Source organism: Agrobacterium sp. DE0009 (assembly GCF_007680755.1).
GTDB lineage: Bacteria > Pseudomonadota > Alphaproteobacteria > Rhizobiales > Rhizobiaceae > Agrobacterium > Agrobacterium tumefaciens_B.
Window position 1 is genome coordinate 542,792 of the sequence record NZ_VEIU01000002.1, and the last position, 26,066, is coordinate 568,857.

A 26,066-nucleotide genomic window follows, 5' to 3' on the forward strand; every position below is an offset into this window, starting at 1 on the left:
CAAACAGTCGCTTCTTAAGGAGGACACCATGCGCCACGTTGATTTTTCCCCTCTCTATCGCTCCACCGTCGGCTTCGACCGTCTTTTTTCGATGCTTGACGGCCTTGGCCAGCCCGAGCAGGCTCAGTCCTATCCGCCCTATAATATCGAACGGACAGGCGAAAATACCTATCGCATCACCATGGCGGTTGCCGGTTTCGATGAAACCGAACTTAGCATTGAATCCCGCGCCAATGCGCTGACAGTGAAGGCCGAAAAGGCCACGGACGACAAAACGACTGAAGGCGAGTTCCTGTATCGCGGCATCGCGACCCGCGCTTTTGAACGCCGCTTCCAGCTTGCAGATCACGTCGAAGTGCAGACCGCTTCCCTGAAGAACGGGCTGCTTCACATCGACCTCGTTCGCAATATTCCGGAAGCCATGAAGCCGCGCCGCATCGCGATCTCGTCCGACAGCGCCGATGCGCCGAAGACGATCGAAGCTCAGGTTACCCCGGCTCAGGTCAACTAAGGATTCCGACAGGCAAGACGGACGGCCCCCTCGCGGGGCCGTTTTTGTTATGGGAGAGCGCTTTATCGAGCGGAGGCGACCGAGCCTTCTGCTGCAGCCGCTTCGGCTACCGCCGCCTTTTCATGCGCCTTACGGGCGTAACGCTGGGCGAGAACCGCGCAGACCATCAACTGGATCTGGTGGAACAGCATGATCGGCAGAACTATCGCGCCGATGCTCTGCCCTGCGAAGATTGCGCCCGCCATCGGCACGCCGCTCGCAAGGCTCTTCTTCGAACCGCAGAAGGTGATGGTGATTTCATCCGCCTTATCGAAACCAAGCAGACGGCTGCCGAACATTGTCGCGCAGAGAACCAACGCCAGAAGCACAATGTTGATGAGGACGACGACGCCGATATCCCTGATGGAAAACGTGTGCCAGATACCCTCGATGACCGCATCGGAAAACGCCAGATAGACCACCATCAGGATCGAACCGCGATCGACAGGTGACAGAAGCTTCTTGCGCGCCCGGATCCAGTCGCCGATCCAGGGCTGCAGCACCTGGCCGGCGATGAAGGGCAGAAGCAATTGCAGGAAGATTTGCAGGAACGCGTCCAGCGAAAATCCACCGCCGTGGCCCCCGACCGAAAACAACAGACCGACGAGGAGTGGCGTCAGGAACATGCCGAAAATGTTCGATGCCGAGGCCGAACAGATTGCCGCCGGCACGTTTCCGCCCGCCATTGACGTGAAGGCGATCGAAGACTGCACGGTGGATGGCAGCACGCAGAGAAACAGTACGCCCATATAGAGCGGTGCCGGAAGGATGCTTTCGGGAATGAAGCCGATCGCCACACCGAGAAGCGGGAAAAGGCCGAAGGTGACGAGCAGAATCGCCAGATGCAGGCGCCAGTGCAGAATGCCCGCAATGACCACATCGCGCGAAAGGCGCGCGCCATGCAGGAAGAACAGCAGGGCGATGGCAAGTTTCGTCGCAAGCCCGAAATATTCAGCCGGCTCGCCACTGATCGGCAGAATGGAAGCCAGAATTACGGTGGCCACCAGCATCATGGTGAAACGGTCGGGTAAGAAGCGGGTCATGGGACGTCTTTCCGGCATTGGTTTTGCTTGAAACGCCCGCCACTATCCATCATCATGATTTCGGATGCAAAGACTAACAGTTATCATGATTTGAGATAATGCTGAACCTTCAACATCTTGCCAGCTTCGTCATGTTGCAGCAAACCGGCAGTTTCACCCTCGCCGCCGAACGGCTCGGCATTGGGCAATCTACCGTCAGCCAGCATATTCAAAGGCTTGAGGCATCGCTTGGCCGGCGACTGATCGCACGCAACACGCATCAGGTGAAGCTGACTGGCGAGGGTGAGGCATTGCTTGGTTACGCCCGCAACATGCTCGAAATCGACAGCAAAGTGTCGTCGCTCTTCACCGAAAGTCGTCTGCGTGGGCGGCTACGGCTTGGCGTGTCAGAGGATTTCGTCGCGAGCCGGCTCACGGCCATCCTGGAGGAATTCATCCGCCTTTATCCCCTTGTGGATCTGGAGCTGACGGTTTCGCTGAGTGGGGTGCTTTACCAGATGCAGGATAATGGTGAGCTGGATGTGGTACTGGCAAAACGCCGCCTGGGCGACAAGCTTGGCCATTTCCTTTACCGTGAACCACTCGTCTGGCTGGCGCGTGACCCCGAACGCATGCTGAACCAGCCGGATGCCCTGCCGTTGATCGCCTTCCCGCCGCCGAGCATTACCAGAAAGGCCGCACAGGAAGCGTTGGACCGGGCCGGACTCTCCTGGCGAATCGTCTGCACCTGCGGCAGCCTGAGCGGACTTACTGCTGCGGCAAGGGCGGGCATGGGTATTCTGGTGCAGCCACGCAGCATGGCACCGTCCGGTCTTAAGGAGATTACCGCCGGCGTGCTACCCATCCTTGAGGATGTCGAATTTGTGCTTCAGCCGAGCAAGGGCGTCGATGCGAAGCTGGTGCGCGCCCTTTCCGACCTCGTGTCGAGCAAGAGCATCGCACCCGGCAGCTTCGTCTAACGCGCCTTAATTGTTCCGGTTTGACAGGCAGCGGCCGACGCTGTCACGCCAACCGGCGATCGCGTTTTTCCGCTCCCCATCGTCCATCTCGGGGCTGAAGCGGCGGTCGCGTCGCCAATGGTCAGCGAAAGCCTTGCGGTCCGGCCAGATGCCTGCGCGTGAGGCCGCAAGCCAAGCGGCACCCAGGATGGTCGTCTCCAGAAAGACAGGTCTATCGACGGGCGCAGCGAGAATATCCGCCAGCCGCTGCATGGTCCAATCGGAGGCGACCATGCCGCCATCGACCCTCAGCACCGTTTTGCCATTGTCACCCGCCCAGTCCTTGCGCATGGCATCCAGCAGATCAAACGTCTGATAGGCGACGCTTTCCAGCGCCGCGCGGGCAAATTCCGCCGGCCCGGTGCCCCGCGTCAGGCCGAAAATCGCACCGCGCGCTTCGGCATCCCAATAGGGCGCGCCAAGACCGGTGAAGGCCGGCACGAGATAGACCCGCTGCTTGGGATCGGCTTTTTCGGCAAGCGCGCTGACTTCAGATGCAATAGAGATGAACCCAAGCTCGTCACGCAGCCACTGCACGGCGGCACCGGCAATAAAGATCGAGCCTTCCAGCGCATAGGTCGTCACGCCGTCGAGGCGATAGGCAATGGTCGTCAGCAACCGGTTTGTCGAGGCGACCCGGTCGGTGCCGGTGTTAAGGAGCGCGAAACAGCCGGTGCCATAGGTGGATTTCATCATGCCCGGCTCAAAGCAGGCATTGCCGATCACGGCCGCCTGCTGATCGCCGGCCACACCCAGGATCGGAATTTCCGCACCCAGCAGCGACTTGTCCGTCACACCAAAATCGGCGGCGCAATCCAGCACTTCCGGCAGCATGGCGCGCGGAATATCCAGGATCGACAGCAACTCGTCATCCCAGGCATTGTCTTCGATATTATAGATCAACGTGCGCGAAGCATTGGTGGCGTCGGTCACATGGCGACGACCGCCGGTGAGGCGATAGATCAGAAAGCTGTCAACGGTGCCGAAGCAGATGTCGCCCTTCACGGCTTTTTCACGAAGGCCGCTGACGCTATCGAGAAGCCATTTCAGCTTGGTACCGGAGAAATAAGGGTCAAGCAGCAGCCCGGTCTTTCTTGAAAAGAGCGGCTCCAGTCCGCGGCGTTTCAGATCCTCGCAGATGGGCGCGGCGCGCCGATCCTGCCAGACCACGGCCCGGTGCACGGCCTCGCCGGTATTGCGGTCCCACAGCACCGTCGTTTCGCGCTGGTTGGTGATGCCTATTGCCGCAATATCGGAGGCGGCAATGCCGGCATCTGCAAGCGCCAGCCGGATGGTTTCGAGCACGCTTTTCCAGATATCCTCGGCATCATGTTCGACCCAGCCGGAGGCAGGGAAATGCTGCGGAAATTCTCGCTGGCCGACACCGATGACCCGCATGTCGCGATCAAAGACCATCGACCTCGTCGATGTCGTGCCCTGATCGATCGCCAGAATATAACCGCCCATTATGTAACTCCCTTTCAAACGCAATGACGGGGCGGCAGAGCCGCCCCGGTTTCAAGATTTTAGGCAGACATTACTTCTGCCAGCTTTTGACCAGTTCGTCGTAGTTGACGGTGACCGGCTTTTCCTTTTCGTTGGCAATCTTCAGTTGCGGCGCCAGATTGCCCTTCGAAACGGCGTCCTTGTTCCAGTATTCAATATCATGCTCTTCCGCCAGCTTAGGGCCGATATCGCCCTGCACGCCGGCACGTTCGAGACGGCCCATGACCTTTTCCTGCTCGGCGCAGAGCGAGTCCATCGCTGCCTGTGCGGTTTTGGCACCCGACGACGCATCGCCGATTGCCTGCCACCACAGCTGCGCCAGCTTTGGATAGTCAGGAACGTTCGTCCCCGTCGGCGACCATTGGACGCGGGCCGGCGAGCGATAGAACTCGACGAGACCACCGAGCTTGGAGGCACGGTCCGAGAAGCTCTTGTGATGGATGGTGCTGTCACGAATGAAGGTGAGACCGACGTGGCTCTTCTTCACATCCACGGTTTTCGAGGTCACGAACTGCGCATAAAGCCATGCGGCCTTGGCTCGGTCGTCAGGCGTGGATTTCATCAGCGTCCAGGAACCCACATCCTGATAGCCAAGCTTCATGCCGTCCTTCCAGTAGACGCCATGTGGCGAGGGTGCGACACGCCATTTCGGCGACCCGTCCTCGTTCACGACAGGCAAGCCCGGCTTGGCCATATCGGCCGTGAACGCCGTGTACCAGAAGATCTGCTGGGCAATGTTGCCCTGTGCAGGCACCGGTCCTGACTCGGAGAAGGTCATGCCCTGTGCTTCCGGCGGCGCATATTTCTTCAGCCACTCAAGATATTTCTCGATGGAATAGACCGAGGCCGGGCCATTGGTATCGCCGCCGCGCGCTACGCAGGAACCGACCGGCTGCGACTTGTCATTGACCTTGATGCCCCATTCATCGACCGGCAGGCCGTTTGGCAGGCCCTTGTCGCCGTTGCCAGCCATGGAAAGCCAGGCATCGGTGAAACGCCAGCCAAGCGAGGGGTCCTTCTTGCCGTAGTCCATATGGCCAAAGACCTTCTTGCCGCCGACATCGCGGCCGGTGAAGAATTCGGCGATGTCCTCATAGGCCGACCAGTTGACGGGAACGCCGAGGTCGTAGCCGTACTTGGCCTTGAAGTCCGCCTTGTTCTTGTCGTCGTTGAACCAGTCGTAACGGAACCAGTAGAGGTTCGCGAATTGCTGGTCAGGAAGCTGGTAGAGCTTCTTGTCCGGCGCCGTCGTGAACGCGCTGCCGATGAAGTCCTTGAGGTCGAGACCGGGATTGGTGACGTCCTTGCCTTCATTGGCCATGAAGTCGGTCAGGTTGCGGACCTGCTGGTAACGCCAATGGGTGCCGATGAGATCGCTGTCGTTGACCCAGCCATCGTAGAGGTTCTGGCCGGTTTGCATCTGGGTCTGGATCTTTTCGACAACGTCACCTTCCTGGATGAGGTCGTGCGTCACCTTGATGCCGGTAATGGCGGTAAAGGCCGGCGCCAGAACCTTTGATTCATACTCGTGGGTGGTGAGAGATTCGGAAACCACCTTGATCTCCATGCCCGCGAAAGGCTTCGCGGCATCGATGAACCATTGCACTTCCTTTTCCTGCTCCGCACGGGAAAGCGCCGACATGTCGCCGATTTCCTTGTCCAGAAACTGCTTTGCTTCCTCCATTCCGGCAAAAGCCGAACCTGTCATTGCCAGCAGCATGGCTGCCGTCGTCGTCATCAGATGCCGTCGCATGTCATTCCCTCCCAAAGGTTGCGATTGCATGAAGTCTGCAAGTGCGGTTTTCCTCGTCCGCACCATTTCCTGCTCTATACAAAACGGAAAACGCCGATGGCGTAGACCAGAGACAGAGCGAGAGCCCACCACAGGTTCGGGCCGACCAGCCCGAGCCATGCGAGATGAATAAACGCGCTGCCAAGCAGCGAGATGAACAGCCTGTCACCACGCGTCGTCTCGAAGCGCAACAGACCGAAGCGGGGATTGCCGCCGGGCGACAAACGTTCCCAGAGCCACATGCCGACCAGCAGGACGGCGATGGTGCAGAAGAAGGCCGCCGTCTGCCAGGTCCATGCCATCCAGGTGAAATCGGGCATCTTCGTCATGGTCAAACCCTCCCCAGCGCGAAGCCCTTGGCGATGTAATTGCGCACGAACCAGATCACCAACGCGCCCGGTATCAACGTCAGCACACCGGCGGCTGCAAGAAGCCCCCAGTCCATGCCGGCGGCGGAAACGGTGCGTGTCATCGTCGCGGCAATCGGTTTTGCGTCCGTCGTCGTCAGGGTACGGGCGATCAGAAGCTCGACCCACGAGAACATGAAGCTGAAGAAGCAGGCGACGCCGATGCCGGAAGCGATGAGCGGCATGAAAATCTTCACGAAGAATTTCGGGAAGGAATAACCGTCAATATAAGCGGTCTCGTCGATTTCCTTCGGCACACCGGACATGAAACCTTCGAGGATCCACACCGCCAACGGGACGTTGAACAGGCAATGCGCGAGCGCCACGGCAATGTGGGTGTCGATCAGTCCGAATGCAGAGTAAAGCTGGAAGAACGGCAGCGCAAAGACGGCGGGCGGCGCCATGCGGTTGGTCAAAAGCCAGAAGAACAGGTGTTTGTCGCCGAGAAAACGGTAGCGCGAAAAGGCATAGGCTGCTGGCAGCGCGACAGCGACGGAGATCACCATGTTCATGACGACATAGGTGATCGAGTTGATATACCCGGAATACCAGGATGAATCGTTGAAGATCGTCCGATAGTTCTGCAGCGTCGGCTCGTGCGGATAGAGCGTCATGGATGAGACGATTTCCGCATTCGTCTTGAAGCTCATATTGATAAGCCAATAGATCGGGATGAGCAGAAGCAGAATATAAACCGTCGGCACCAGCCAGGAAAAGCGTGATGGTCCATGGTGGCGGCGTGACCGCGCTGTCGCGGCGAAGCTCGGCCGCACCGACACCGCGGAGCCTGCATTCAGGCCATTACGTTCCACCCCGGTCGTGACATTGGAAGCGCTCATCTCAGGTCTCCGCGTCGTGGCTGGTCATCACGGTGTAGAACACCCAGGACAACAGCAGGATTATGAGGAAGTAGATCAGCGACATGGCTGCTGCCGGGCCGAGATCGAACTGGCCGAGCGCCACCTTGACGAGATCGATGGACAGGAAGGTTGTGGAATTGCCCGGGCCGCCCCCGGTGACGACGAAAGGCTCGGTATAGATCATGAAACTGTCCATGAAGCGCAGCAGGAAGGCAATAAGCAGGACCCGCTTCATCTTCGGCAGCTGGAGGAACCGGAACACCGCGAAACGCGACGCGCCGTCGATCCTTGCCGCCTGATAATAGGCGTCCGGAATGGAAACGAGGCTGGCATAACACAAGAGCACGACAAGGCTCGTCCAGTGCCAGACATCCATGATGACGACGGTAATCCATGCGTCGACGGGATCGTTGACATAGTTATAGTCAAGCCCGAGTTGATTGGCATAATAACCGAGGAGCCCGATATCGCTGCGGCCGAAAACCTGCCAGATCGTGCCGACGACGTTCCACGGGACCAGCAGCGGCAACGCCATGGTGACGAGGCAGATAGGCACGCCGATGCCGGACTTCGGCATTTTGAGCGCAATAAAGATGCCGAGCGGGATTTCAATGGCCAGGATGATGCCGGAGAATAGCAGGTTGCGCCCCAGCGCATCCCAGAAACGATCAGAGGCAAGAATTTCCTCGAACCATTGGGTTCCTGCCCAGAAAAATTGGTTATTGCCGAAAGTGTCCTGTACCGAATAATTCACGACGGTCATCAGCGGAATGACGGCGGAGAAGGCGACCAGCACCAGCACCGGCAGCACCATGAACCATGCCTTGTTGTTCCAGCTTTTTTCCATGGTCAGGCCCCCATCTTCACACGCCAGGAATCAGCGAAAACGCCGATGGCGGCCGGATCGAAGCGCACACCCGCCTCCGCCGGGATTTCCTCGTCCTCGGCAACGACAATCGCCAGTTTCTGGCCGGCAAAGCGGGCACGGACGATCTTCTGGCGGCCGATATCCTCGACCTTGTCGATGCTGATCGGCATGCCGCCGCGCTCCAGCCGGACGAATTCCGGGCGGATGCCGATTTCGATGCGCTGCGCTCCATCAACTTTTGGCGCACCTGCCAGCGGCACACCAAGACCGCCGACCACAGCCGTCGTCCCCTCAATATGGGCTGGCAGCACGTTCATGCCCGGCGAGCCGATGAAATAACCGACGAATGTATGCCCCGGCCGTTCGAATAGCTCGGCCGGCGTGCCGATCTGAACGATCTGCCCATCATACATGACCACCACCTTGTCGGCGAAGGTCAGCGCTTCGGTCTGGTCGTGCGTGACGTAGACCATGGTGAAACCCGATTGCCGGTGTAGCCGTTTCAACTGTGAGCGCAGCACCCATTTCATATGCGGATCGATGACCGTTAGCGGCTCATCGAACAGGATTGCGTTGACGTCGGAGCGTACGAGGCCACGCGCCAATGAAATCTTCTGCTTCTGGTCCGCCGTCAATCCGCGGGCCCTGCGTTTGGCCATGCCGGAAAGGTCGGTCATCTCGAGGATTTCCCGAACGCGGCGCTCCACTTCGGCTTCCGGCACATGCCGGTTGCGCAGCGGAAAAGCCAGATTGTCGTAAACCGTCATCGTGTCGTAAACGACCGGAAACTGGAACACCTGCGCGATGTTGCGGTCTTCAGTTGCAAAATCCGTCACGTCTGTTCCGTCGAAAGCGATGCGGCCTTCGGATGGGCGCAGGAGGCCGGAAATGATGTTGAGCAACGTGGTCTTGCCGCAGCCGGAGGGGCCGAGAAGTGCATAGGCACCGCCATCTTCCCATTCGTGATGGACTTCCTTCAGGGCATAATCGCCTGCAGCCTGCGCCTTGGCGTTATAGGCGTGGCGGATGTGATCGAGGGTGATGCGTGCCATGACCGATCTCCCCTTACGCCGCTTCGCCAATGGCGCGGCCATTCGCGTCAAAGGCCATCAGGTGTTTTGTATCGAGAAACAGCTCAATGTCCCTGTCCGGCTCGATGTCGTGGATGCCGTGCGCCAGCATGACCCATCGCCTGCCGGAAAACTCCACATGCACGAAGCTTTCCGACCCCGCGATTTCCGAAATCAGCGTGCGCGCCCTTATGGATTGCCGCGCTTCGCCCTTCGCCTGCGGGAAAAGATGATGTGGCTGGAAAGCGATGGTCAAAGGTCCATCCGGCACGGTGGCAAGATGCGCCGGCACGGCAACCACCGTCTGGTCGGCGCGCGTAAAAGCGTTACCCGCCTTGATGACCTCAATGGTGTTGAGCGGCGGATCGGCAAAAATTTCCGCGGTCACGATATCAACCGGCTGCCGGTAAACCTCGATCGTACGGCTGAACTGCGTCACTCTTCCTTCGTTAAGCGTTGCGGTATTGCCGCCCAGAAGCAGCGCCTCTGAAGGCTCCGTGGTGGCGTAAACAAAGATCGCGCCCGACTCCGCGAAGATACGCGGCAGTTCCTCGCGCAACTCTTCGCGCAGCTTGTAATCGAGATTGGCGAGCGGCTCATCGAGCAGCACCAGATTGGCGTTTTTGACGATGGCGCGGGCGAGTGCCGTGCGCTGCTGCTGGCCGCCGGAAAGACTGAGCGGTGTGCGGTCCAGATAAGGCGTGAGCCGCAGAAGTTCGGCGGCCTTCTTCACCTCCCGGTCGATTGTCGACTGATCCTTGCCGGCAACGCGCATCGGCGAGGCAATGTTTTCGTAAACGCTCAGCGCCGGATAGTTGATGAACTGCTGGTAGACCATCGCGACGTTGCGCTTCTGCACCGGCCAGCCGGTTACATCCTCTCCATTGAAGAGGATCGACCCGCTACTTGGCTTGTCCAGCCCCGCCATCAGTCGCATCAGCGACGTCTTGCCCGAAAGCGTCGGTCCGAGCAGAACGTTCAGGCTTCCGCGCTGCAACGTCAGATCGGTCGGGTGAATATGATAGTCACCCCCCACCATTTTCGAGACGTTTCGCAATTCAAGCATGGTGATCCAAAGCCTCCTCCGCTTTTCGATCGGATCGTCAGATTGCCTTCAAGCGTCCACCTGCAATGTCATCGATATAATCCTCCAGAGCACGCACCTCGTCGGCGCTCAAGAACAGCCCCTGCTTGGTGCGGCGCCACAGGATATCCTCCGCCGTCGCCGCCCATTCCCGCGCCATCAGCCAGCGAACCTCGACCTCGTAGAGCGTACCGCCGAAGTGCCGCCCCAGCGCAGAGGTGTCCGTCGCAGAACCGAGCATCAAAACTGCATCGGTACCGTAGCAGCGCACCAGCCGCTCGGCATGACGCTGATCGAGAAAGGGATAACGGGATCGTAATGCGGACACTTGCGCCGCGTATTCCTCCACGCCGAAGTTACCCCCCGGCAGATGGGAGCCTGCCGTCCATGGAACACCCTTTTCACCCAGCGCATCGCTGATTTTTTCAAGAGCATGTTCGGCAAGCCGCCGGTATGTCGTAAGCTTGCCGCCAAAGACGTTGAGCAGCGGTGCTTCGCCTTCCGTCCCCTCGGTTTTCAGCACGTAGTCGCGGGTTGCTTCCTGCGCCTTGGAAGCACCATCATCAAAGAGCGGGCGCACGCCGGAATAGGTCCAGACTATATCCTCCGCCTTCACCGGCTCAGCAAAATATTCACTCGCCGCATTGCAGAGATAGCTGATTTCCTCGTCGCTGATCTTAACGGACCGAGGATCGGCGGTATAGTCGCGATCCGTGGTGCCGATCAGGGTGAAATCCTGCTCATAAGGAATGGCGAAAATGATACGGCCGTCCGGGTTCTGAAAGAAATAGGCGCGCGGATCAGAAAACTTTTTGCGAACGATGATATGGCTGCCCTGCACGAGGCGGACATTGTGGACGTTGTTTTTACCGAACGTCCGCGACAGCACCTGGTCGACCCAGGGGCCGGCGGCGTTCACCAGCATACGCGACTTGTAGGACTCCGTTTCTCCACCTGCATTTTTTGTTTCAATCCGCCAGAACGCGCCTTCCCGCCGGGCGGAAACCACTTGCGTACGGTTGAGGATCAGGGCGCCTCGATCAGCGGCATCGCGGGCGTTCAACACGACAAGACGGGCATCATCCACCCATCCATCGGAATATTCGAAAGCGCGGGCAAAAATCGGCTTCAGCGGTTTTCCAGCTGGGTCACGGCGAAGGTCGAGCGAGCGGGTCGCGGGCAGGAGCTTGCGGCCACCAAGATGGTCGTAAAGGAAAAGCCCCAGGCGCACGAGCCAGGCGGGACGAACACCACCTTTCTGAAACGGCAGCACGAAGCGCATGGGCCAGATAATGTGCGGCGCCATGGCCCACAGAACCTCGCGTTCCATGAGCGCTTCGCGCACCAGACGGAATTCGTAATGTTCGAGATAACGCAGGCCGCCATGGATCAGCTTCGTGGCAGCCGAAGACGTACCGGAGGCAAAGTCGTTCATTTCCGCAAGCGCAACGGAATATCCGCGCCCGACAGCGTCTCGCGCGATGCCGCAGCCATTGATGCCGCCGCCGATCACGAAAATATCGTGGATTGCCTCGTCAGACATCGCCCCTCCCGTGCTTTCATCGATGCTCTCCCCATCGATATTTTGAAAGCAAGACCATCTAATTCGAAGATAAAACGAATGTCAAACGAAATTCCATGGTCGCTAGATCAGCCGTCCTGCGCCTCGGTTTCGATCAGGCGGACATCGTGATCTGCGCAGATGCTGCGGATGGAATCGACCGGACAATGGTCCGTAATAAATGTGTGGACCTGAGAGAGATGGCCAATCCGCACCGGGGCGGTGCGCTCGAATTTCAGTGAATCCGATACGAGAATCACATGACGGGCATTGGAGATGATCGCCTGCGCGACCTTGACCTCGCGGAAGTCGAAATCCAGTAAAGCCCCGTCTTCATCGATAGCTGAAACGCCGATCACGGCAAAATCGACCTTGAACTGGCGAATGAAATCCACTGCTGCTTCCCCGACGATACCTCCATCGGAACCACGCACGACGCCACCGGCAATCACCACTTCGATGCCCGGGAACACCCGTAACCTGTTAGCAACATTGATATTATTGGTGATCACCATCAGTTCGTGATGGTCAGCAAGGGCTTCGCCCACCGCCTCCGTGGTCGTGCCGATATTGATGAAAAGCGACGAGTTGTTGGGGATGAGCGCTGCGGCGGCAGCGCCAATGGCCTGCTTTTCAATAGAAGCAATCGCCCGACGCGCTTCATATTTGACGTTTTCGTTGCCGCTCGGGAAAAGCGCGCCGCCATGAATGCGGGTCAGCACGCGCGTATCGCAGAGATCGTTGAGGTCCTTACGGATCGTCTGGGGTGTCACCGAAAACCGCGCCGCCAGCTCGTCAACCAGCACCCGCCCATTCGCTTTTGCCAGCGCAACGATTTCATCCTGACGCGGTGTAAGCAGCATTTCACCCTCCCTCCTCTTTCAATTTTTTCGTTTTATTGAAGAGCGAAGGAAAAACCAATGTCAAGGTACGGTTGAGCGCCGGAGGCGCCTGCTTTTACCGGAACGGCCGAAAATCCCTTTAGCCAGCTATTCGTATTGGAGCGGCATCCGCCGTCTTTGCGTGTTCAGCCGCAGGCGCCGTACGTGCGGTATGAAACGTATCACCGATGCCGATAAGAACAGGCTCATTCACGCCTAATCCCGTCACGCCCTCTGCCAGTTGCGCAAGCGAACCGCACCAGCGTTTCTCGTTGTGACGACTGACGGAAACCATCACCACCACCGGCGTCGAGGCGGGCATTCCGTTGGCAATCAATGATGCCTGAATATCCGCCGCGGTTCGTCCGCCCATGTAGAAAATAGTTGTTACTGACGGGTTCGAAAGGGACGGCCAGTCGATATTGTCCGGCAGTTTTCCCTGTCGTGAATGGCCGGTGACGAAGCGGACCGACTGGGCGTGATCGCGATGCGTCAAAGAAACGCCGAGGCGTGAGGCCATGGCGCTTGCGGCGGTGATGCCGGGCACGACCTCGACGGGGATGTTTTCCGCTTCCAGCGCGGCGATTTCCTCACCGGCGCGCCCGAAAATCATCGGATCGCCTGACTTCAGTCGCACGACTCTCTTGCCGGCCTTGGCAAGCCTGATCATCATGTCGTTGATGTCTTCCTGTTTACAGCTTTCCCGGCCGCCGCGCTTGCCGACCAGCATGCGCTTGGCCTCCCGCCGCGCCAGTTCCAGCACCTCCGCCGAGACGAGATCATCGAACAGGATGACGTCGGCCGCCTGCAGGGCGCGCACCGCTTTCAGGGTTAAAAGCTCGGCATCGCCCGGCCCCGCGCCCACAAGCGTAACCGACCCGACGGTGGCCGCCGTCCCAGCAGCTTGTGTCCCGAGATCGGCGAGCAAGCGCTCCTCACTGTCGTCATCAAGACGCTCTGTGAAGGCCCTATCGACGAATTTTTCCCAGAACGAACACCGCGCGCTGCCAGGCGAGAGCCGCATGTTGACATGCTCGCGGATAGACGCCGCAAGTGCCGCCCAGTCCTTCAGGGAGCGCGGCAGCAATGTCTCGATCCGGCGACGAATGGCCTGCGCCAGGATGGGGGCTGCCCCATCGGTGGAAATCGACACCACGACCGGTGAGCGATTGACGATCGACCCAAACTGGAACTGGCAGAATTCCGGCTTGTCGATGATGTTGACGGGAACGCCTGCCGCGCGCGCCGCCCGGTAAAACCGCCCGGCCTCGCTCAGGGTCTCGCAATCCGCCAGCGCCAGTTCCGCGCCCGCCAAACCGTCTTCGTTCCAGCAACAGTCGTGCCATGTCAGCCTCGAGCTCTTTGCCATCAGCGAGATCAGGCATTGCGAAAGCTCGCGCTCCTCGCAATAAAGATGAAGTTCTGCGCCGCAGGCGAGCAGCAGTTCCGCCTTCCACGCGGCGGCATCCGATCCGCCAGCCAGCACAACGCGCTTGTTCTCTAGCCCCCAAAAAATGGGCAACGTCGCGAGCTTTTCCATGCGGGCCGGTTCATTCCGCCGCGGTTTTAAGGCATCCATCGATGATCCCCCTGATCTCGGCGCGGCAGGAGCCGCAATTGGTTCCGGCGTTCAGCGTCTTGCCGATGGCTTCGACGCTGCGGCAACCATCACGTATGGCTGCCGTGATCTGGTTCAGTCCGACATTGAAGCAGGAGCAGACGGTAGCACCCGGATCGGCACGACCGGCACCGGGACGGCCGGCGACCAGCGCAAAACGCAGGCGCAAATCCTCGTGGCGCTCGTTCAACTGCGATATCGCCCAGCTGCGGGCAACGGCCACCGGCTCTCTGGCGATAAACAGCGCCGCCAGAAGAGTGTCGCCGTCAAAGAAAGCCAGGCGCAGATCGCCGGTCTGCCGGTCGCTATATCCCAGCGGCTCGACCCGCGTTTCGATGCCGAAAACCCGCCGCGCCCAGAGCGTCCAGTCTTGCGGCACTTCAGCGAAGGCCAGCTCCAGGCGATAGCCGCCATCCGCCTTGGCAATCGCCCAATAGGCGCAATCGTGCGCAACGGGCCGGGTGCGGGAAATGGCGAAACCATAAGCTTTTGCTTCGTAACGCCTTGCCCGAACGCCCACATTCTTCGAAGCAGGCTGACCGGAATGCGGGTCCGTTACCGGCGCGACCACCACATCGATCCGCGCCTTCGAGGCGAACTGATCGTTCCAATGCATTGGCACGAAGACCGAGCCGCGCGCCTGTCTTTCGCTCACCAGCGCCCGCAGCAGCACCCTGCCATGCGGGCTTTCCAGTTCCACCAGATCGGCGCTTTTTATGCCCAGCGCCTGCGCATCGCGCGGGTGAAGTTCGGCGAACGGCTCGGCGATATGGGCGGTGAGGCGGGTGCTTTTGCCGGTGCGCGTCATCGTGTGCCATTGGTCGCGGATGCGGCCGGTATTCAGCGTCAGCGGAAAATCCGCCGATGTCCTGTCTGTCTGCGGCAAGGCAGTGGCGATGAGCCTTGCCCGGCCATCTTCATGATAAAACCGGCCGTTCGCGAAAAAGCGCGTCACCTCGGCCTTGCCGGCCTCGGCTTTTGGCCATTGGAAGGGTGTCATCCCGTCGTAGCCATCCCGGTCGATCCCGCCGATATCGAAATCGCGGCTTCCGGCATTTTCGAAAGCGGAAAGAGCGGCATGTTCGGCAAAAATTTCCGATGGCTGATGAAAAGCGAAGGCGGCGCCGAAGCCCATGCGCCGGCCCACTTCCGCCATCTGCCACCAGTCCGCTTTCGCTTCGCCCGGCGCATCGAGAAAACCGCGCTGGCGGGAAATGCGCCGCTCGGAATTGGTGACAGTGCCGTCCTTTTCACCCCAGCCAAGCGATGGCAAAAGCACATGCGCATGGCGGGCCGTATCGGTACTCGCCATGACATCGGACACCACGACGAAAGGACAGGCCTTGATGGCCGCCTCGACGGCGCCGGCATCCGGCATGGAAACCACCGGATTGGTGGCCATGATCCACAGCGCCTTGATGCGGCCGTCGGCCACCGCCCGGAACATGTCCACCGCCTTCAGTCCGGGTTTTTCCGCAATGGCGGGCGAGGCCCAGAAGCGCTGCACACGATCCCGGTCTTCGGCACTTTCGATGGCCATATGGGCGGCCAGCATGTTGGCCAGCCCGCCGACTTCGCGCCCACCCATGGCGTTCGGCTGGCCGGTCAGCGAAAAGGGACCCATGCCCGGCCTGCCGATGCGGCCGGTGGCAAGGTGGCAATTGATGATAGCGTTGACCTTGTCTGTGCCGCTTTGTGACTGGTTGACGCCCTGGCTGTAGCAGGTGACGGTTTTTTCGGTGCGTTCGAACAATTCGTAAAAGGAAATCAGTTCGGCAATCGCCAAGCCGGTGGCTTCGGCGATCTCCGGCAGGCTATGCTCGCTTGCTGCCTGCATCGCTGCATCAAAGCCGAGCGTGTGATTTTCCACATAACCGCGATCGATTGCAGGACTATCGGAAAGATGCGCCAGCAAGCCGGTGAACAGCGCCACATCTCCATCCGGGCGGATGGCGAGATGCATATCGGCAATATCGGCGCTCATCGTCCGACGCGGATCGATGACAACGACTTTCATGTCCGGCTGCGCCGCCTTTGCCGCCGCAAGCCTTTGGTAAAGCACTGGATGGCACCAGCCGAGATTGGAACCGGTGAGGATCACCAGATCGGCAAGCTCCATATCCTCATAGGTGCCCGGCACCGTATCGGCCCCAAAAGCGCGGCGGTGGCCGGCGACGGAGGACGACATGCAAAGCCTTGAATTGGTATCAATATTGGCCGAGCCGATGAATCCCTTCATCAGCTTGTTGGCGAGATAATAATCCTCGGTCAGCAATTGGCCGGAGACGTAAAAGGCGACCGAATCCGGGCCGTGTTCGGCGATGGCTTGAGAAAACCGGGAAGCGACGAGATCGAGTGCCTTGTCCCATGCGGCCGGTTTTCCGTGAATTTCAGGATGAAGAAGGCGGCCGTCGAGATCGATGGTTTCGGCCAGAGCCGAGCCTTTGGAACACAGGCGGCCGAAATTGGCGGGGTGATCCGGATCGCCTTTGACGGAAACGACGCCGGAATCATTGACGGTGGCGATGACGCCGCAGCCGACGCCGCAATAGGGACAGGTGGTTTTGGTTTCAGCGGGCATGGGACCGCCCTCTCGGTGCGAAGCGATTACCCCCCTCTGCCCTGCCGGGCATCTTCCCCTCAAGGGGGGAGATCGACACGCCGCAGGCTTTCCGCTTGATCTCCATAGTCGGTGACGCAAAATTTAGTGCGAAGTTCGTGCGACAATTAACCTCCCCCCTTGAGGGGGAGATGTCCGGCAGGACAGAGGGGGGTATCTTCGCCATCGCCACCATCGCCATTCACTCCGCCGCAATCATCAAAGCTTCAAGCGCGATGGAGACCCGTCCACCCATATTCCGCACCGGAATCGTCCTTACCTCGCCCTCATCAGCCCCCAGCGCCTTGCCGGTCTCCAGCGAAATAACCCAATTGTGCAAGGGACACGTCACTGAAGCCCCATGCACGATGCCCTGGGAGAGCGGCCCGCCCTTATGCGGGCAATGGTCCTCAATCGCGAAGACCTGATCTTCCGCCGTGCGGAACACGGCGATCTTGCCCATCGGCGTTTTTACGCAACGCGCGCCGCGCAGGGGAATGTCGGAGATATCGCCAATATCGATCCAGTTACTGTCCATCGTTCTCACTCCGCCGCCTGATTGAAACCGATCGCCGCCATGGGCCTGAATTCGTGCTTGTCGTGGCCGGATACGCGTTCCGACCAGGGATCGACCTGCGCGAATTTTTGGCTGAAGACGAAGCGGTCGAAATAGGCCTTGCGCTTTTCCGCATCGTCCATGATCTGGCGGCGGATTTCGTCGTAACCGATCCGCTTGGCCCATTTGTAGATGCGCTCGAGATAGCGGGCCTGTTCGCGATACATCTGCGTCAGCGCGACGATATGTTCCAGCGCCTCGTCCTCGGTATGGACGAGACCGAGCACTTCCGTGCCCTTGATATCGAGACCGGCGGCGCCGGCGAAATGGATCTCGAAACCGGAATCGACGCAGATGACGCCGATATCCTTGCAGGTGGCCTCCGCGCAGTTGCGCGGACAGCCGGAAACGGCGAGCTTCAGCTTGGCGGGCGTCCACGAGCCCCACATGAATTTTTCGATGCGGATGCCGAGCCCGGTCGAATCCTGCGTGCCGAAGCGGCACCATTGCTGACCGACGCAGGTTTTTACCGTTCGCAAGCCCTTGGCGTAGGCCTGACCGGAAATGAAGCCGGCCTTGCCGAGATCGGCCCAGACGCCGGGCAGATCCTCCTTCTCGATGCCGAGAAGGTCGATACGCTGGCCGCCCGTCACCTTCACCATCGGAATATCGAACTTGTCGACCACATCGGCAATCGCCCGAAGCTCGGAGGAAGAGGTGACGCCGCCCCACATGCGCGGCACGACGGAATAGGTGCCGTCCTTCTGGATATTGGCGTGAACGCGCTCATTGATGTAGCGCGACTGGTAATCATCGGCGTATTCGTCCGGGAAGTCGCAGACGAGGTAATAATTGAGCGCCGGCCGGCACTTGGCGCAGCCGCAGGAGGTTTTCCATTCCAATTCCTGCATCACGGCGGGAATGGTCTTCAGACCCTTGGCCTTGATAAGCAGGCGCACATCGTCATGGCCAAGATCGGTACATTTGCACATGGGCTGCACGGCGGCGGGATTGTAGCCGTCGCCGAGCGTTATCGTCATCAGCTGCTCGACAAGACCGGTGCAATTGCCGCAGGAGGCGGACGCCTTGGTGTGGGCGCGCACATCGTCGAGCGACGTCAGCCCCTTGGACGTGATTGCCGAGGTGATCTTGCCCTTGCAGACGCCGTTGCAGCCGCAGATTTCCGCATCATCCGGCAAGGCTGCAACGGCCGCCATAGGGTCCAGCGGCGACCCTCCCTGATAGGCCTGACCGAAGATCAGGGTTTCTCGCATGGCGGAAATATCGGTCGATTTCTTCATCAGGTCGAAGAACCACGATCCGTCCGCCGTCTCGCCGTAAAGCACCGCGCCGATGATGCGGTTTTCCTTGAGGATCAGGCGCTTGTAGACACCGGCCGTGGCGTCGCGCAGCACGATTTCCTCGCGGTCTTCGCCTTCGGCAAAATCGCCGGCGGAAAACAGGTTGATGCCGGTGACCTTCAGTTTCGTGTTGGTGACGGAGCCGTGGTATTCGGCCGAGCCGCCGCAGAGACGGTCGGCCAGTACCCGTGCCGATTCGTAAAGCGGTGCAACCAGCCCGTAGCACATGCCGCGATGCTCGGCGCATTCGCCGAGCGCGTAGATCGAAGCGTCCGAGGTCATCATGCCGTCATCGACGACGATGCCGCGATTGACGGCGAGACCAGCGTCCTTGGCAAGACTGGAAGCCGGGCGAATGCCGACCGCCATCACGACCATGTCGCCCTTGATGATCCGGCCGTCCTCCAGCTCGATGCCTTCGACCTTTTCCTCACCGAGAATGCATTTGGTGTTGGCCTTGGTGATGATGTCGATGCCGCGCTCGGTGAGCGCCTTTTCCAACAGATAGGCCGCTGCCGGATCGAGCTGGCGCTCCATGATCGTCGGCATCAGATGAATGACAGTCACATCCATGCCCTGGCGCTTGAGACCATAGGCGGCTTCCAGCCCGAGAAGGCCGGCGCCGATGACGATGGCACGGCCTTTTCCCTTGGCGATTTCGAGCATCTTCGTCACATCGTCGAGATCGCGGTAGGCGAGCACGCCCGGAAGCTGATGGCCGGGGACGGGGATGATGAAGGGCAGGGAACCGGTGGCGATCACCAGTCTGTCGTAGGAAACCGTGATGCCGTTTTCGCTGGTGACGGTCTTTTTGTCCCGGTCGATGCCCGTCACTTTGGCACCCTTGTGCAAGGTGACGTTATTGGCCGCATACCAGCCGTCATCATGGATGACGATGTCCTCGTAGCTCTTTTCGCCCGAGAGGACCGGCGAGAGCATGATGCGATCGTAATTGACGCGCGGTTCGGCGTTGAAAATGGTGACGTCGTAAAGGCCGGGTGCGGTTTCGAACAGGTTTTCCAGCATGCGCCCCGGCGCCATGCCATTGCCGATGATGACGAGTTTTTGCGTCATGATTGTTACTCCGCAGCTTCGACGAAGCGGTGACGTTCGTAAAGGAACTTCAGCACGGCCTCGCGGCATTTGAGGTAGGTCTTGTCGGATGCAAGCTCGATGCGGTCGCGCGGGCGGGCGAGCGGCACGTCCAGCACCTCGCCGATATGGGCGGCGGGACCATTGGTCATCATCACGATGCGATCGGAGAGCAGCACCGCCTCATCGACATCGTGGGTGATCATGACCATGGTGTTGCCGAGCCGGGCGTGGATTTCCATCACGGCGTCCTGAAGATGGGCGCGGGTCAGCGCGTCGAGCGCCCCGAAAGGCTCGTCGAGCAGCAGGATCTTCGGTTCCATGGCGAGCGCCCGGGCGATGCCGACGCGCTGCTTCATGCCGCCGGAAATTTCCGAGGGTTTCTTGTCCCTGGCATGTGCCATCTGCACGAGATCGAGATTACGCATGACCCAGTCATGCCGTTCGGCACGTGTTTTTGTCCTGCTGAACACCTTGTCTACGGCGAGATTGACGTTTTCATAGACCGAAAGCCACGGCAGCAGGCTGTGGTTCTGGAACACCACGGCGCGCTCCGGCCCGGGCTCGTTGACCTCACGGTTTTCGAGCAGAACGGCACCGGCCGAAACCTTCGTCAGCCCGGCGATGAGGTTGAGCATCGTGGATTTGCCGCAGCCGGAGTGGCCGATGACCGAAACGAATTCGCCTTTTTCGATGGTGAGGTTGATGCCTTTCAGCACCTCGGCGCGGGAGCCGCCCTTGTCGAAATATTTGTCGATATGATCGAGCTTCAGATAAGCGTTCATAATCGTCGCCCTCTCAATTCGCCGCAGCGCCGCGGGTGATGACCTTGCCGAGCGCCGCCACCAACTTGTCGAGCACGAAGCCGACGACGCCGATATAGGCGAGCGCCACGATGATGTCGGGCAGACGCGAGGAATTCCACGCATCCCAGATGAAGAAACCGATGCCGACACCGCCGGTCAGCATTTCCGCGGCGACGATCGCCAGCCATGAAAGGCCGACACCGATGCGCAGGCCGGTGAAGATGTAAGGGGCGGCCGATGGCAGCATGATCTTGAAGAAGAATTCGAACTGGTTCAGCCGCAGCACCTGCGCGACGTTGCGATAGTCCTGCGGAATGTTGCGCACGCCGACCGCCGTATTGATGATGACCGGCCAGACGGAGGTGATGAAGATCACGAAAATCGCCGATGGATTGCTGTCCTGAAATGCGGCAAGCGACAGCGGCAGCCAGGCGAGCGGCGGCACGGTGCGCAGCACCTGGAAGATCGGATCGAGACCGCGCATCGCCCAGACCGACTGGCCGATCACAGCCCCGAGGATGATGCCCGCGATAGCGGCAAGGCCGAAACCGTAAGCCACCCGCTCAAGCGAGACGAGGACACGCAGGCCAAGGCCGATATCCTGCGAACCATTCTGGAAAAACGGCGAGACAATGAGATCGTAGCTCTCTTCGAAGACCTGGCTCGGCGGCGGCAGGGAGGCGCCGGGGGCGGAACAGAGCAATTGCCAGACCCCGAGCAGAATGGCGAGGACGACGAAGGGCGGGACGATGTTGCGGGCCGCGATCGCACCCCAGTTGCGCAGATCGATGCGCGGCAACTGCTTCGGCGCGAGCGCCACGACATTTGCCTTGCGTACTGCCGGCTGCTGCGGCTCTTCCTTGAATTTTCGCGCTAATGCGGACATGGGCATTTCCTCTTGATTGCGGTTGCGGTCTGGGCTCGCCCTTCATCCGGTCTTCAGTCTCGGCCGCCGAAAGGCGGGCACTGGCGGATGAAGGGCGATGCCCGGTCTCCTCCTCAGGAGGCCGCCTTGATGGAAAGGCTTTCGAGATAGGCGGACGGATTTTCCGGGTCGAAGACCTTGCCGTCGAAGAAGGTTTCCTTGCCGCGCGAGGTGGAGGCGGGAAGATCGGCAACGCCGAGGTCCTTGGCCGCCGCGCGCCAGATATCCTCGCGGTTCACCTTCGCAACGAGCGCTTTCACGTCCGTGTCGGGCGCGAATTTTCCCCAGCGGATGTTTTCGGTGATGAACCAGCTGTCATGGCTGTGGAACGGATAGGAGGCATGGTCCTGCCAGAACTTCATCTGCAGGCCGGTATTTTCCATGACGCGGCCGTTGCCGTAATTGATATTGCCCTTGAGGCGGCCGAGAACATCCTTCGGCGGCACGTTGAACCATTGGCGCTTGCCGAGGATGGCGGACATCTCCTCCTTGTTGGCCATCTCGTCGCACCATGCTTGAGCTTCCATGACCGCCATCAGCACGGCCTTGGCGGCGTTGGGGTTCTTTTCCACCCAGTCGGCGCGCATGCCGAGCGCCTTTTCCGGATGGCCCTTCCAGAGTTCGCCTGTCGTACAGGCAGTAAAGCCGATGCCCTGATTGACCAGCTGCTCGTTCCACGGCTCGCCCACACAGAAGACGTCCATGTTGCCGACCTTCATGTTGGCGACCATCTGCGGCGGCGGAACGACGATGGTGGAGACGTCCTTGTCCGGATCGATGCCGCCGGCGGCGAGCCAATAGCGGATCCAGAGATCATGGGTGCCGCCGGGGAAGGTCATGGCCGCCTTGATTTCCTTGCCTTCGGCCTTCTTCTTCTCGAAAACCGCCTTCAGCTTGGAGGCATCCAGCTGAACGCCGGTCTCGGCATATTCCCTGGCGACGGAGATGCCCTGGCTGTCGAGATTGAGGCGCGCGAGGATGGTCATCGGCACGGGCACATTGTTCTGCGTCACCTTGCCGGTATGCATGAGATAGGGCATCGGCGTCAGGATATGCGCGCCGTCGATGCCGTTCGAGGCGCCTCCGAGCACCAGATTATCACGCGTCGCACCCCAGGAAGCCTGCTTTAGAACCTCGACCTCGGGCATGCCATGTTTGGCGAACAGGCCCTTTTCCGCCGCGATGACGAGCGGCGCGGCATCGGTGAGCGCGATAAAGCCGATTTTCGCGCCTTTCACTTCCGGCTCAGCGGTTGCCGCGAAAGCACCGGAGGGAAAGGCCACTCGTAAGGCGCTGACGAGGGCTGCCGCGGCTGTCGTCTGAAGTATCGTGCGGCGGCTGACATCGCCGGAGAATATCTTTTTCATTCGCATGTTCCCCTTATTGGGCCACCTCTGCGGGTGACGCTTTCGCTTGCGAAAAAACCTGAAAACAAAAAAACGCCGCTCGGTGTTTGCGCCTTGGAACGGGAGGTGTTCCGGGCAGCAAAACCTTGCGACGTCTATGTCTTTGAAAGCGCCTATGCCGCGCCCTGCTCGCTCCGATCGCCGTTGATCGGTGCAAACAATAGGAGGCAAGAGGCGTGCCAGTTTACAAAATTAAGTTTAAATAATTGAAAGTATAGGTTTATTTATCGAGGTCAACCGCATGATTAAATTTTAATCAGCGACATTCTTGTCTTTACTTTGTGCAAATTGGAGGAATGCGCGCTTGAAATTTGCGCAGATGGAACGGCGAAAGACCGATCATGCCTCGCCCGGAGTGGCGGAAACGGGTGCAAATGTGCGCACGGCAAAGCTGTTCACATAACTGGCTATATCGGCAGGATCGAACACGACGCCATCCACGAAACGGTCTCCCTCGTCTTGCCCCTCGATGCGGATGTCGGCATCGTCGGGCGCTTTCCCGTCACCTAAAGCCGCCCGATAAATATCCGGTCGATAGGCAGAGAGAGCGGCGTTGACACCGGCCTCAGACAATTCCGCCTGCCCCCAGCGGACCATCTGGCTGTAAATCCACAGGGCCTGGCTTTGGCGCGGATAATTGGCGTGGTCGCCATGGAAGGTGAAATATTTGTCGATGACCCGACGGTTGCCCTGGCTGTCGATGCTGAATTCGCCCGCTAGCACGCGGCGAATAATGCTTTGCGGCGCGCCGATATAACGCGGATCGGCGAGCGCACCACTCAGCGCGTCGTGATTATCTGCGCTATCACACCAGCTTGCGGCGGCATCGAGCGCCGTCAATAGCCTCCCCACCGTTTCCGGCTGGCTTTCCGCCCATTCCGGCCGCATGGCGATGACTTTTTCGGGAGCGGAGGGCCACAAATCCTGCTTGGCAGCCACGATCCGGCCGACACCACGCTCGGCAGCGACAATGTTCCATGGCGCACCGACACAGAAGCCATCGATGGCGCCCGCCGCCAGCGCATCCGAGGTCATGGGCGGCGGCACCACCACAAGCTTCACATCATGATCGGGATGGATGCCGCCAGCCGCAAGCCAGTAGCGAAACTCGTAATTATGCGATGAAAACGGATAGGTCATGCCAAGCGTCGGCGGCGCTTCACCGCGCGCTCGTCTGTCATCGAGTACCGTCTTCAAAGCCCTGGCATTGTCGAGTGCACCTGCCGTCTCGGAAAGCCCCGTCAGCGCTTTCATGCGCTCGAACAGCCGGGTCGACAGCGTAATCGCGTTCCCACCACGCCCGAGCGAGAACGGCGTGATTGTCGGCGATGGGTTGGAGCCCAGTCCGAGCATGGAGGCAACGGGCATCGGCGACAGCATATGGGCGATGTCGAATTGCCGGAACGCCAACCGGTCACGCACATTCGCCCAGGAAACGTCTTTCACGAGATCGAGCGTCAGGCCTTCGCGTTCGGCGAAACCGAATTCGGACGCAGCAATGAGAACGGACGCATCGACAAGAGGAATAAAACCTGCCCGCAGGATTTTTTGCCGGTCGCTGCCGACCATTGCCGGTGAACCAGGGGCTTGCGTTCCGCCGCCATTTGATTCCGTTGCCGCCATTTCACGCACTCCTTGACTGTCCGGCCGGCAGGTTCGTCACATCAACAGACCCGCCGCGGTGACCACGCTTTGCGCGATCTCGGAAATCTTCTTCTTCTCGTTCATCGCCGTTTGCCGTAGAAGTGCAAAAGCCTGTTCCTCGGAAAGGCCGCGCATCTTCATCAATATGCCCTTCGCCCGCTCCACGACCTTGCGTTCCTCCAGCGCCGATTTTGCATCGGCAAGTTCCCGCTGCAGGCGGCTGAAGGCATTGAACCGGCTGACGGCCATATCGAGAATGGGCTTGACCCGCTCCTTCTTTAGCCCGTCGACCACATATGCCGACACCCCGGCCTCGACGGCCGCCTCGATGGAGGCCGTATCGGAACGATCGACAAACATGGCGATGGGGCGGCTTACCGTGCGGGTCAGCTGGAAAAGATGCTCCATCATATCACGGTTGGGATTTTCAAGATCAATGAAGATGACATCGGGCTGCAGCGTCTCGATGGTGCGAGCGACCCCGTTCACCTCATGGATGACGGTGACGCGCTGATATCCAGCTTCGCGTAGCCCCTCCTCGATGATGGAGGCGCGGATCGCGTTTTCGTCAATGACAAGAATGGTGAGGTCGCGAAGCGTCATGGCAGCATTGATGACGCAGCGCAGCAAACTTGGCAATCGCCTCGATCTGCAAAAGTGGGACGGTACGGCAAGGAACGTTTCTAAACCTGCCGCCCGCACCTCAAGAGGCGTGTTCGACGGCGCGTTCGAGCGCCTTCAGTACCGTGCGCTCGGAAAGATTGAGATAGATATCCATCTCGTCGCCCGCCTCTTTCGCCTTGCCTTCCTCCATCAGCGACAGGATTTTGCTGTTCATGTCGACAAAGGGAGAATGAAGCTGTTCGGGATCTTTCAGGAGGCCGAAACATAGCCTCAGTTCCGCAGCGATACGCTCGTAAAAGTCGCTGATCCGGGCACTGTCGAGGAGATCGACCACGGCGGCGTGAAATTTCATGTTGGCGCTGCCCACGCCCAGCCAATCGGCGGCCTCGCGCTTGATTTTGGCGTCCTCGACCGCTGCGCGCATCGTCTTGATCGCCGCATGCTTGTGCCAGGCCTGGCGCAGGGCCCCACACTCAACCATGCGCCGCACCCGGTAAATGTCGATGACCGAAGACATGGTGGGCACGGCAACAAAGACGCCACGATTGGCTTCATGACGCAGCAGCCCATCCTTCGTCAAAAGGCGGAATGCTTCGCGCAGCGAGTTGCGGGAGACATCAAAACGTTCACTGAAGGCCGCCTCTGAAAGGCGCTGCCCCGGCGCCAGCTCACCAGATATCAGCAGGGTGCGAATACCCTTGGCCAATCGATCCGCAAGCGGCAGACCTTCTATCGTTTCCGTCATGGCGCTCCTTTCTGAAGAGCAATGCAGCATCGGGAATTCCGTGACAGGCATGTTCAGACACGGCTATGTT

22 protein-coding genes are annotated in these 26,066 nt (G+C 59.7%); 2 read left to right on the forward strand and 20 right to left on the reverse strand.

The genetic code is table 11. The features are described from left to right. The first annotated feature begins 28 nt into the window (after positions 1-28). A complete protein-coding gene (gene hspL, locus FS804_RS11965) occupies positions 29-511 on the forward strand; it encodes a heat shock protein HspL (protein ID WP_063950275.1) in 483 nt (160 codons plus the stop codon). Between the two features lie 62 nt (positions 512-573). Here the strand turns inward: hspL and FS804_RS11970 are convergent, their stop codons facing one another. After that, the gene (locus FS804_RS11970; protein ID WP_144576758.1) at positions 574-1,593 is read right to left on the reverse strand and encodes a bile acid:sodium symporter family protein; all 1,020 of its coding nucleotides are present in this window, start codon (positions 1,591-1,593) and stop codon (positions 574-576) included. A gap of 98 nt (positions 1,594-1,691) precedes the next feature. On the opposite strand from FS804_RS11970, the gene FS804_RS11975 reads away from it, so the two are divergent. Beyond that, the gene (locus FS804_RS11975) at positions 1,692-2,552 is read left to right on the forward strand and encodes a LysR family transcriptional regulator (protein ID WP_144576759.1); all 861 of its coding nucleotides are present in this window, start codon (positions 1,692-1,694) and stop codon (positions 2,550-2,552) included. 6 nt (positions 2,553-2,558) lie between these two features. Here the strand turns inward: FS804_RS11975 and glpK are convergent, their stop codons facing one another. From glpK to FS804_RS12075, 19 genes are all read right to left on the reverse strand, one after another. Beyond that, the gene (gene glpK / locus FS804_RS11980) at positions 2,559-4,058 is read right to left on the reverse strand and encodes a glycerol kinase GlpK (RefSeq protein WP_144576760.1); all 1,500 of its coding nucleotides are present in this window, start codon (positions 4,056-4,058) and stop codon (positions 2,559-2,561) included. Between the two features lie 70 nt (positions 4,059-4,128). Then, a complete protein-coding gene (locus FS804_RS11985; protein WP_063950270.1) occupies positions 4,129-5,850 on the reverse strand; it encodes an ABC transporter substrate-binding protein in 1,722 nt (573 codons plus the stop codon). Between the two features lie 74 nt (positions 5,851-5,924). Beyond that, positions 5,925-6,218, reverse strand: coding sequence for a DUF2160 domain-containing protein (locus FS804_RS11990; RefSeq protein WP_063950269.1), 294 nt, complete (start codon positions 6,216-6,218; stop codon positions 5,925-5,927). A gap of 2 nt (positions 6,219-6,220) precedes the next feature. Beyond that, the gene (locus FS804_RS11995; protein WP_144576761.1) at positions 6,221-7,135 is read right to left on the reverse strand and encodes a carbohydrate ABC transporter permease; all 915 of its coding nucleotides are present in this window, start codon (positions 7,133-7,135) and stop codon (positions 6,221-6,223) included. A gap of 1 nt (position 7,136) precedes the next feature. Continuing rightward, positions 7,137-8,003: a carbohydrate ABC transporter permease gene (locus FS804_RS12000; protein WP_144576762.1), complete on the reverse strand. Its 867-nt coding sequence runs from the start codon at positions 8,001-8,003 to the stop codon at positions 7,137-7,139. Positions 8,004-8,005: 2 nt separating this feature from the next. Continuing rightward, positions 8,006-9,076 (reverse strand): ABC transporter ATP-binding protein, encoded by a 1,071-nt coding sequence (locus tag FS804_RS12005; RefSeq protein ID WP_144576763.1) that lies wholly within the window; start codon positions 9,074-9,076, stop codon positions 8,006-8,008. Between the two features lie 13 nt (positions 9,077-9,089). Beyond that, complete coding sequence (locus tag FS804_RS12010) at positions 9,090-10,160, reverse strand: ABC transporter ATP-binding protein (RefSeq protein ID WP_144576764.1); 1,071 nt, start codon at positions 10,158-10,160, stop codon at positions 9,090-9,092. A gap of 37 nt (positions 10,161-10,197) precedes the next feature. Continuing rightward, complete coding sequence (locus tag FS804_RS12015) at positions 10,198-11,721, reverse strand: glycerol-3-phosphate dehydrogenase (RefSeq protein WP_144576765.1); 1,524 nt, start codon at positions 11,719-11,721, stop codon at positions 10,198-10,200. A 107-nt stretch (positions 11,722-11,828) separates the two neighbouring features. Next, the gene (locus tag FS804_RS12020; protein ID WP_063950263.1) at positions 11,829-12,602 is read right to left on the reverse strand and encodes a DeoR/GlpR family DNA-binding transcription regulator; all 774 of its coding nucleotides are present in this window, start codon (positions 12,600-12,602) and stop codon (positions 11,829-11,831) included. A gap of 118 nt (positions 12,603-12,720) precedes the next feature. Beyond that, the gene (cysG, locus tag FS804_RS12025; RefSeq protein WP_186376777.1) at positions 12,721-14,199 is read right to left on the reverse strand and encodes a siroheme synthase CysG; all 1,479 of its coding nucleotides are present in this window, start codon (positions 14,197-14,199) and stop codon (positions 12,721-12,723) included. Next, positions 14,171-16,819, reverse strand: a complete 2,649-nt coding sequence (locus FS804_RS12030; protein WP_144576766.1) for a nitrate reductase — start codon at positions 16,817-16,819, stop codon at positions 14,171-14,173. Before FS804_RS12030 ends, cysG begins: the two co-directional genes overlap by 29 nt. Before the next feature lie 220 nt (positions 16,820-17,039). Continuing rightward, positions 17,040-17,375, reverse strand: a complete 336-nt coding sequence (nirD, locus tag FS804_RS12040; RefSeq protein WP_144576767.1) for a nitrite reductase small subunit NirD — start codon at positions 17,373-17,375, stop codon at positions 17,040-17,042. Between the two features lie 5 nt (positions 17,376-17,380). Then, positions 17,381-19,828, reverse strand: coding sequence for a nitrite reductase large subunit NirB (gene nirB / locus FS804_RS12045; RefSeq protein ID WP_144576768.1), 2,448 nt, complete (start codon positions 19,826-19,828; stop codon positions 17,381-17,383). 5 nt (positions 19,829-19,833) lie between these two features. Continuing rightward, positions 19,834-20,631, reverse strand: coding sequence for an ABC transporter ATP-binding protein (locus tag FS804_RS12050; RefSeq protein WP_144576769.1), 798 nt, complete (start codon positions 20,629-20,631; stop codon positions 19,834-19,836). Positions 20,632-20,644: 13 nt separating this feature from the next. After that, positions 20,645-21,538, reverse strand: a complete 894-nt coding sequence (gene ntrB, locus FS804_RS12055; RefSeq protein ID WP_144576770.1) for a nitrate ABC transporter permease — start codon at positions 21,536-21,538, stop codon at positions 20,645-20,647. Between the two features lie 113 nt (positions 21,539-21,651). Continuing rightward, on the reverse strand, positions 21,652-22,944 hold the full coding sequence (locus FS804_RS12060; RefSeq protein WP_144576771.1) for a CmpA/NrtA family ABC transporter substrate-binding protein: 1,293 nt from the start codon (positions 22,942-22,944) through the stop codon (positions 21,652-21,654). A 378-nt stretch (positions 22,945-23,322) separates the two neighbouring features. Continuing rightward, entirely contained in the window at positions 23,323-24,606 is a 1,284-nt protein-coding gene (locus FS804_RS12065; RefSeq protein ID WP_144576772.1) for a CmpA/NrtA family ABC transporter substrate-binding protein, read from the reverse strand. A 36-nt stretch (positions 24,607-24,642) separates the two neighbouring features. Beyond that, a complete protein-coding gene (locus FS804_RS12070) occupies positions 24,643-25,230 on the reverse strand; it encodes an ANTAR domain-containing response regulator (RefSeq protein ID WP_063950510.1) in 588 nt (195 codons plus the stop codon). 100 nt (positions 25,231-25,330) lie between these two features. After that, the gene (locus FS804_RS12075) at positions 25,331-25,996 is read right to left on the reverse strand and encodes a GntR family transcriptional regulator (protein ID WP_063950255.1); all 666 of its coding nucleotides are present in this window, start codon (positions 25,994-25,996) and stop codon (positions 25,331-25,333) included. Between the last annotated feature and the right edge of the window lie 70 nt (positions 25,997-26,066).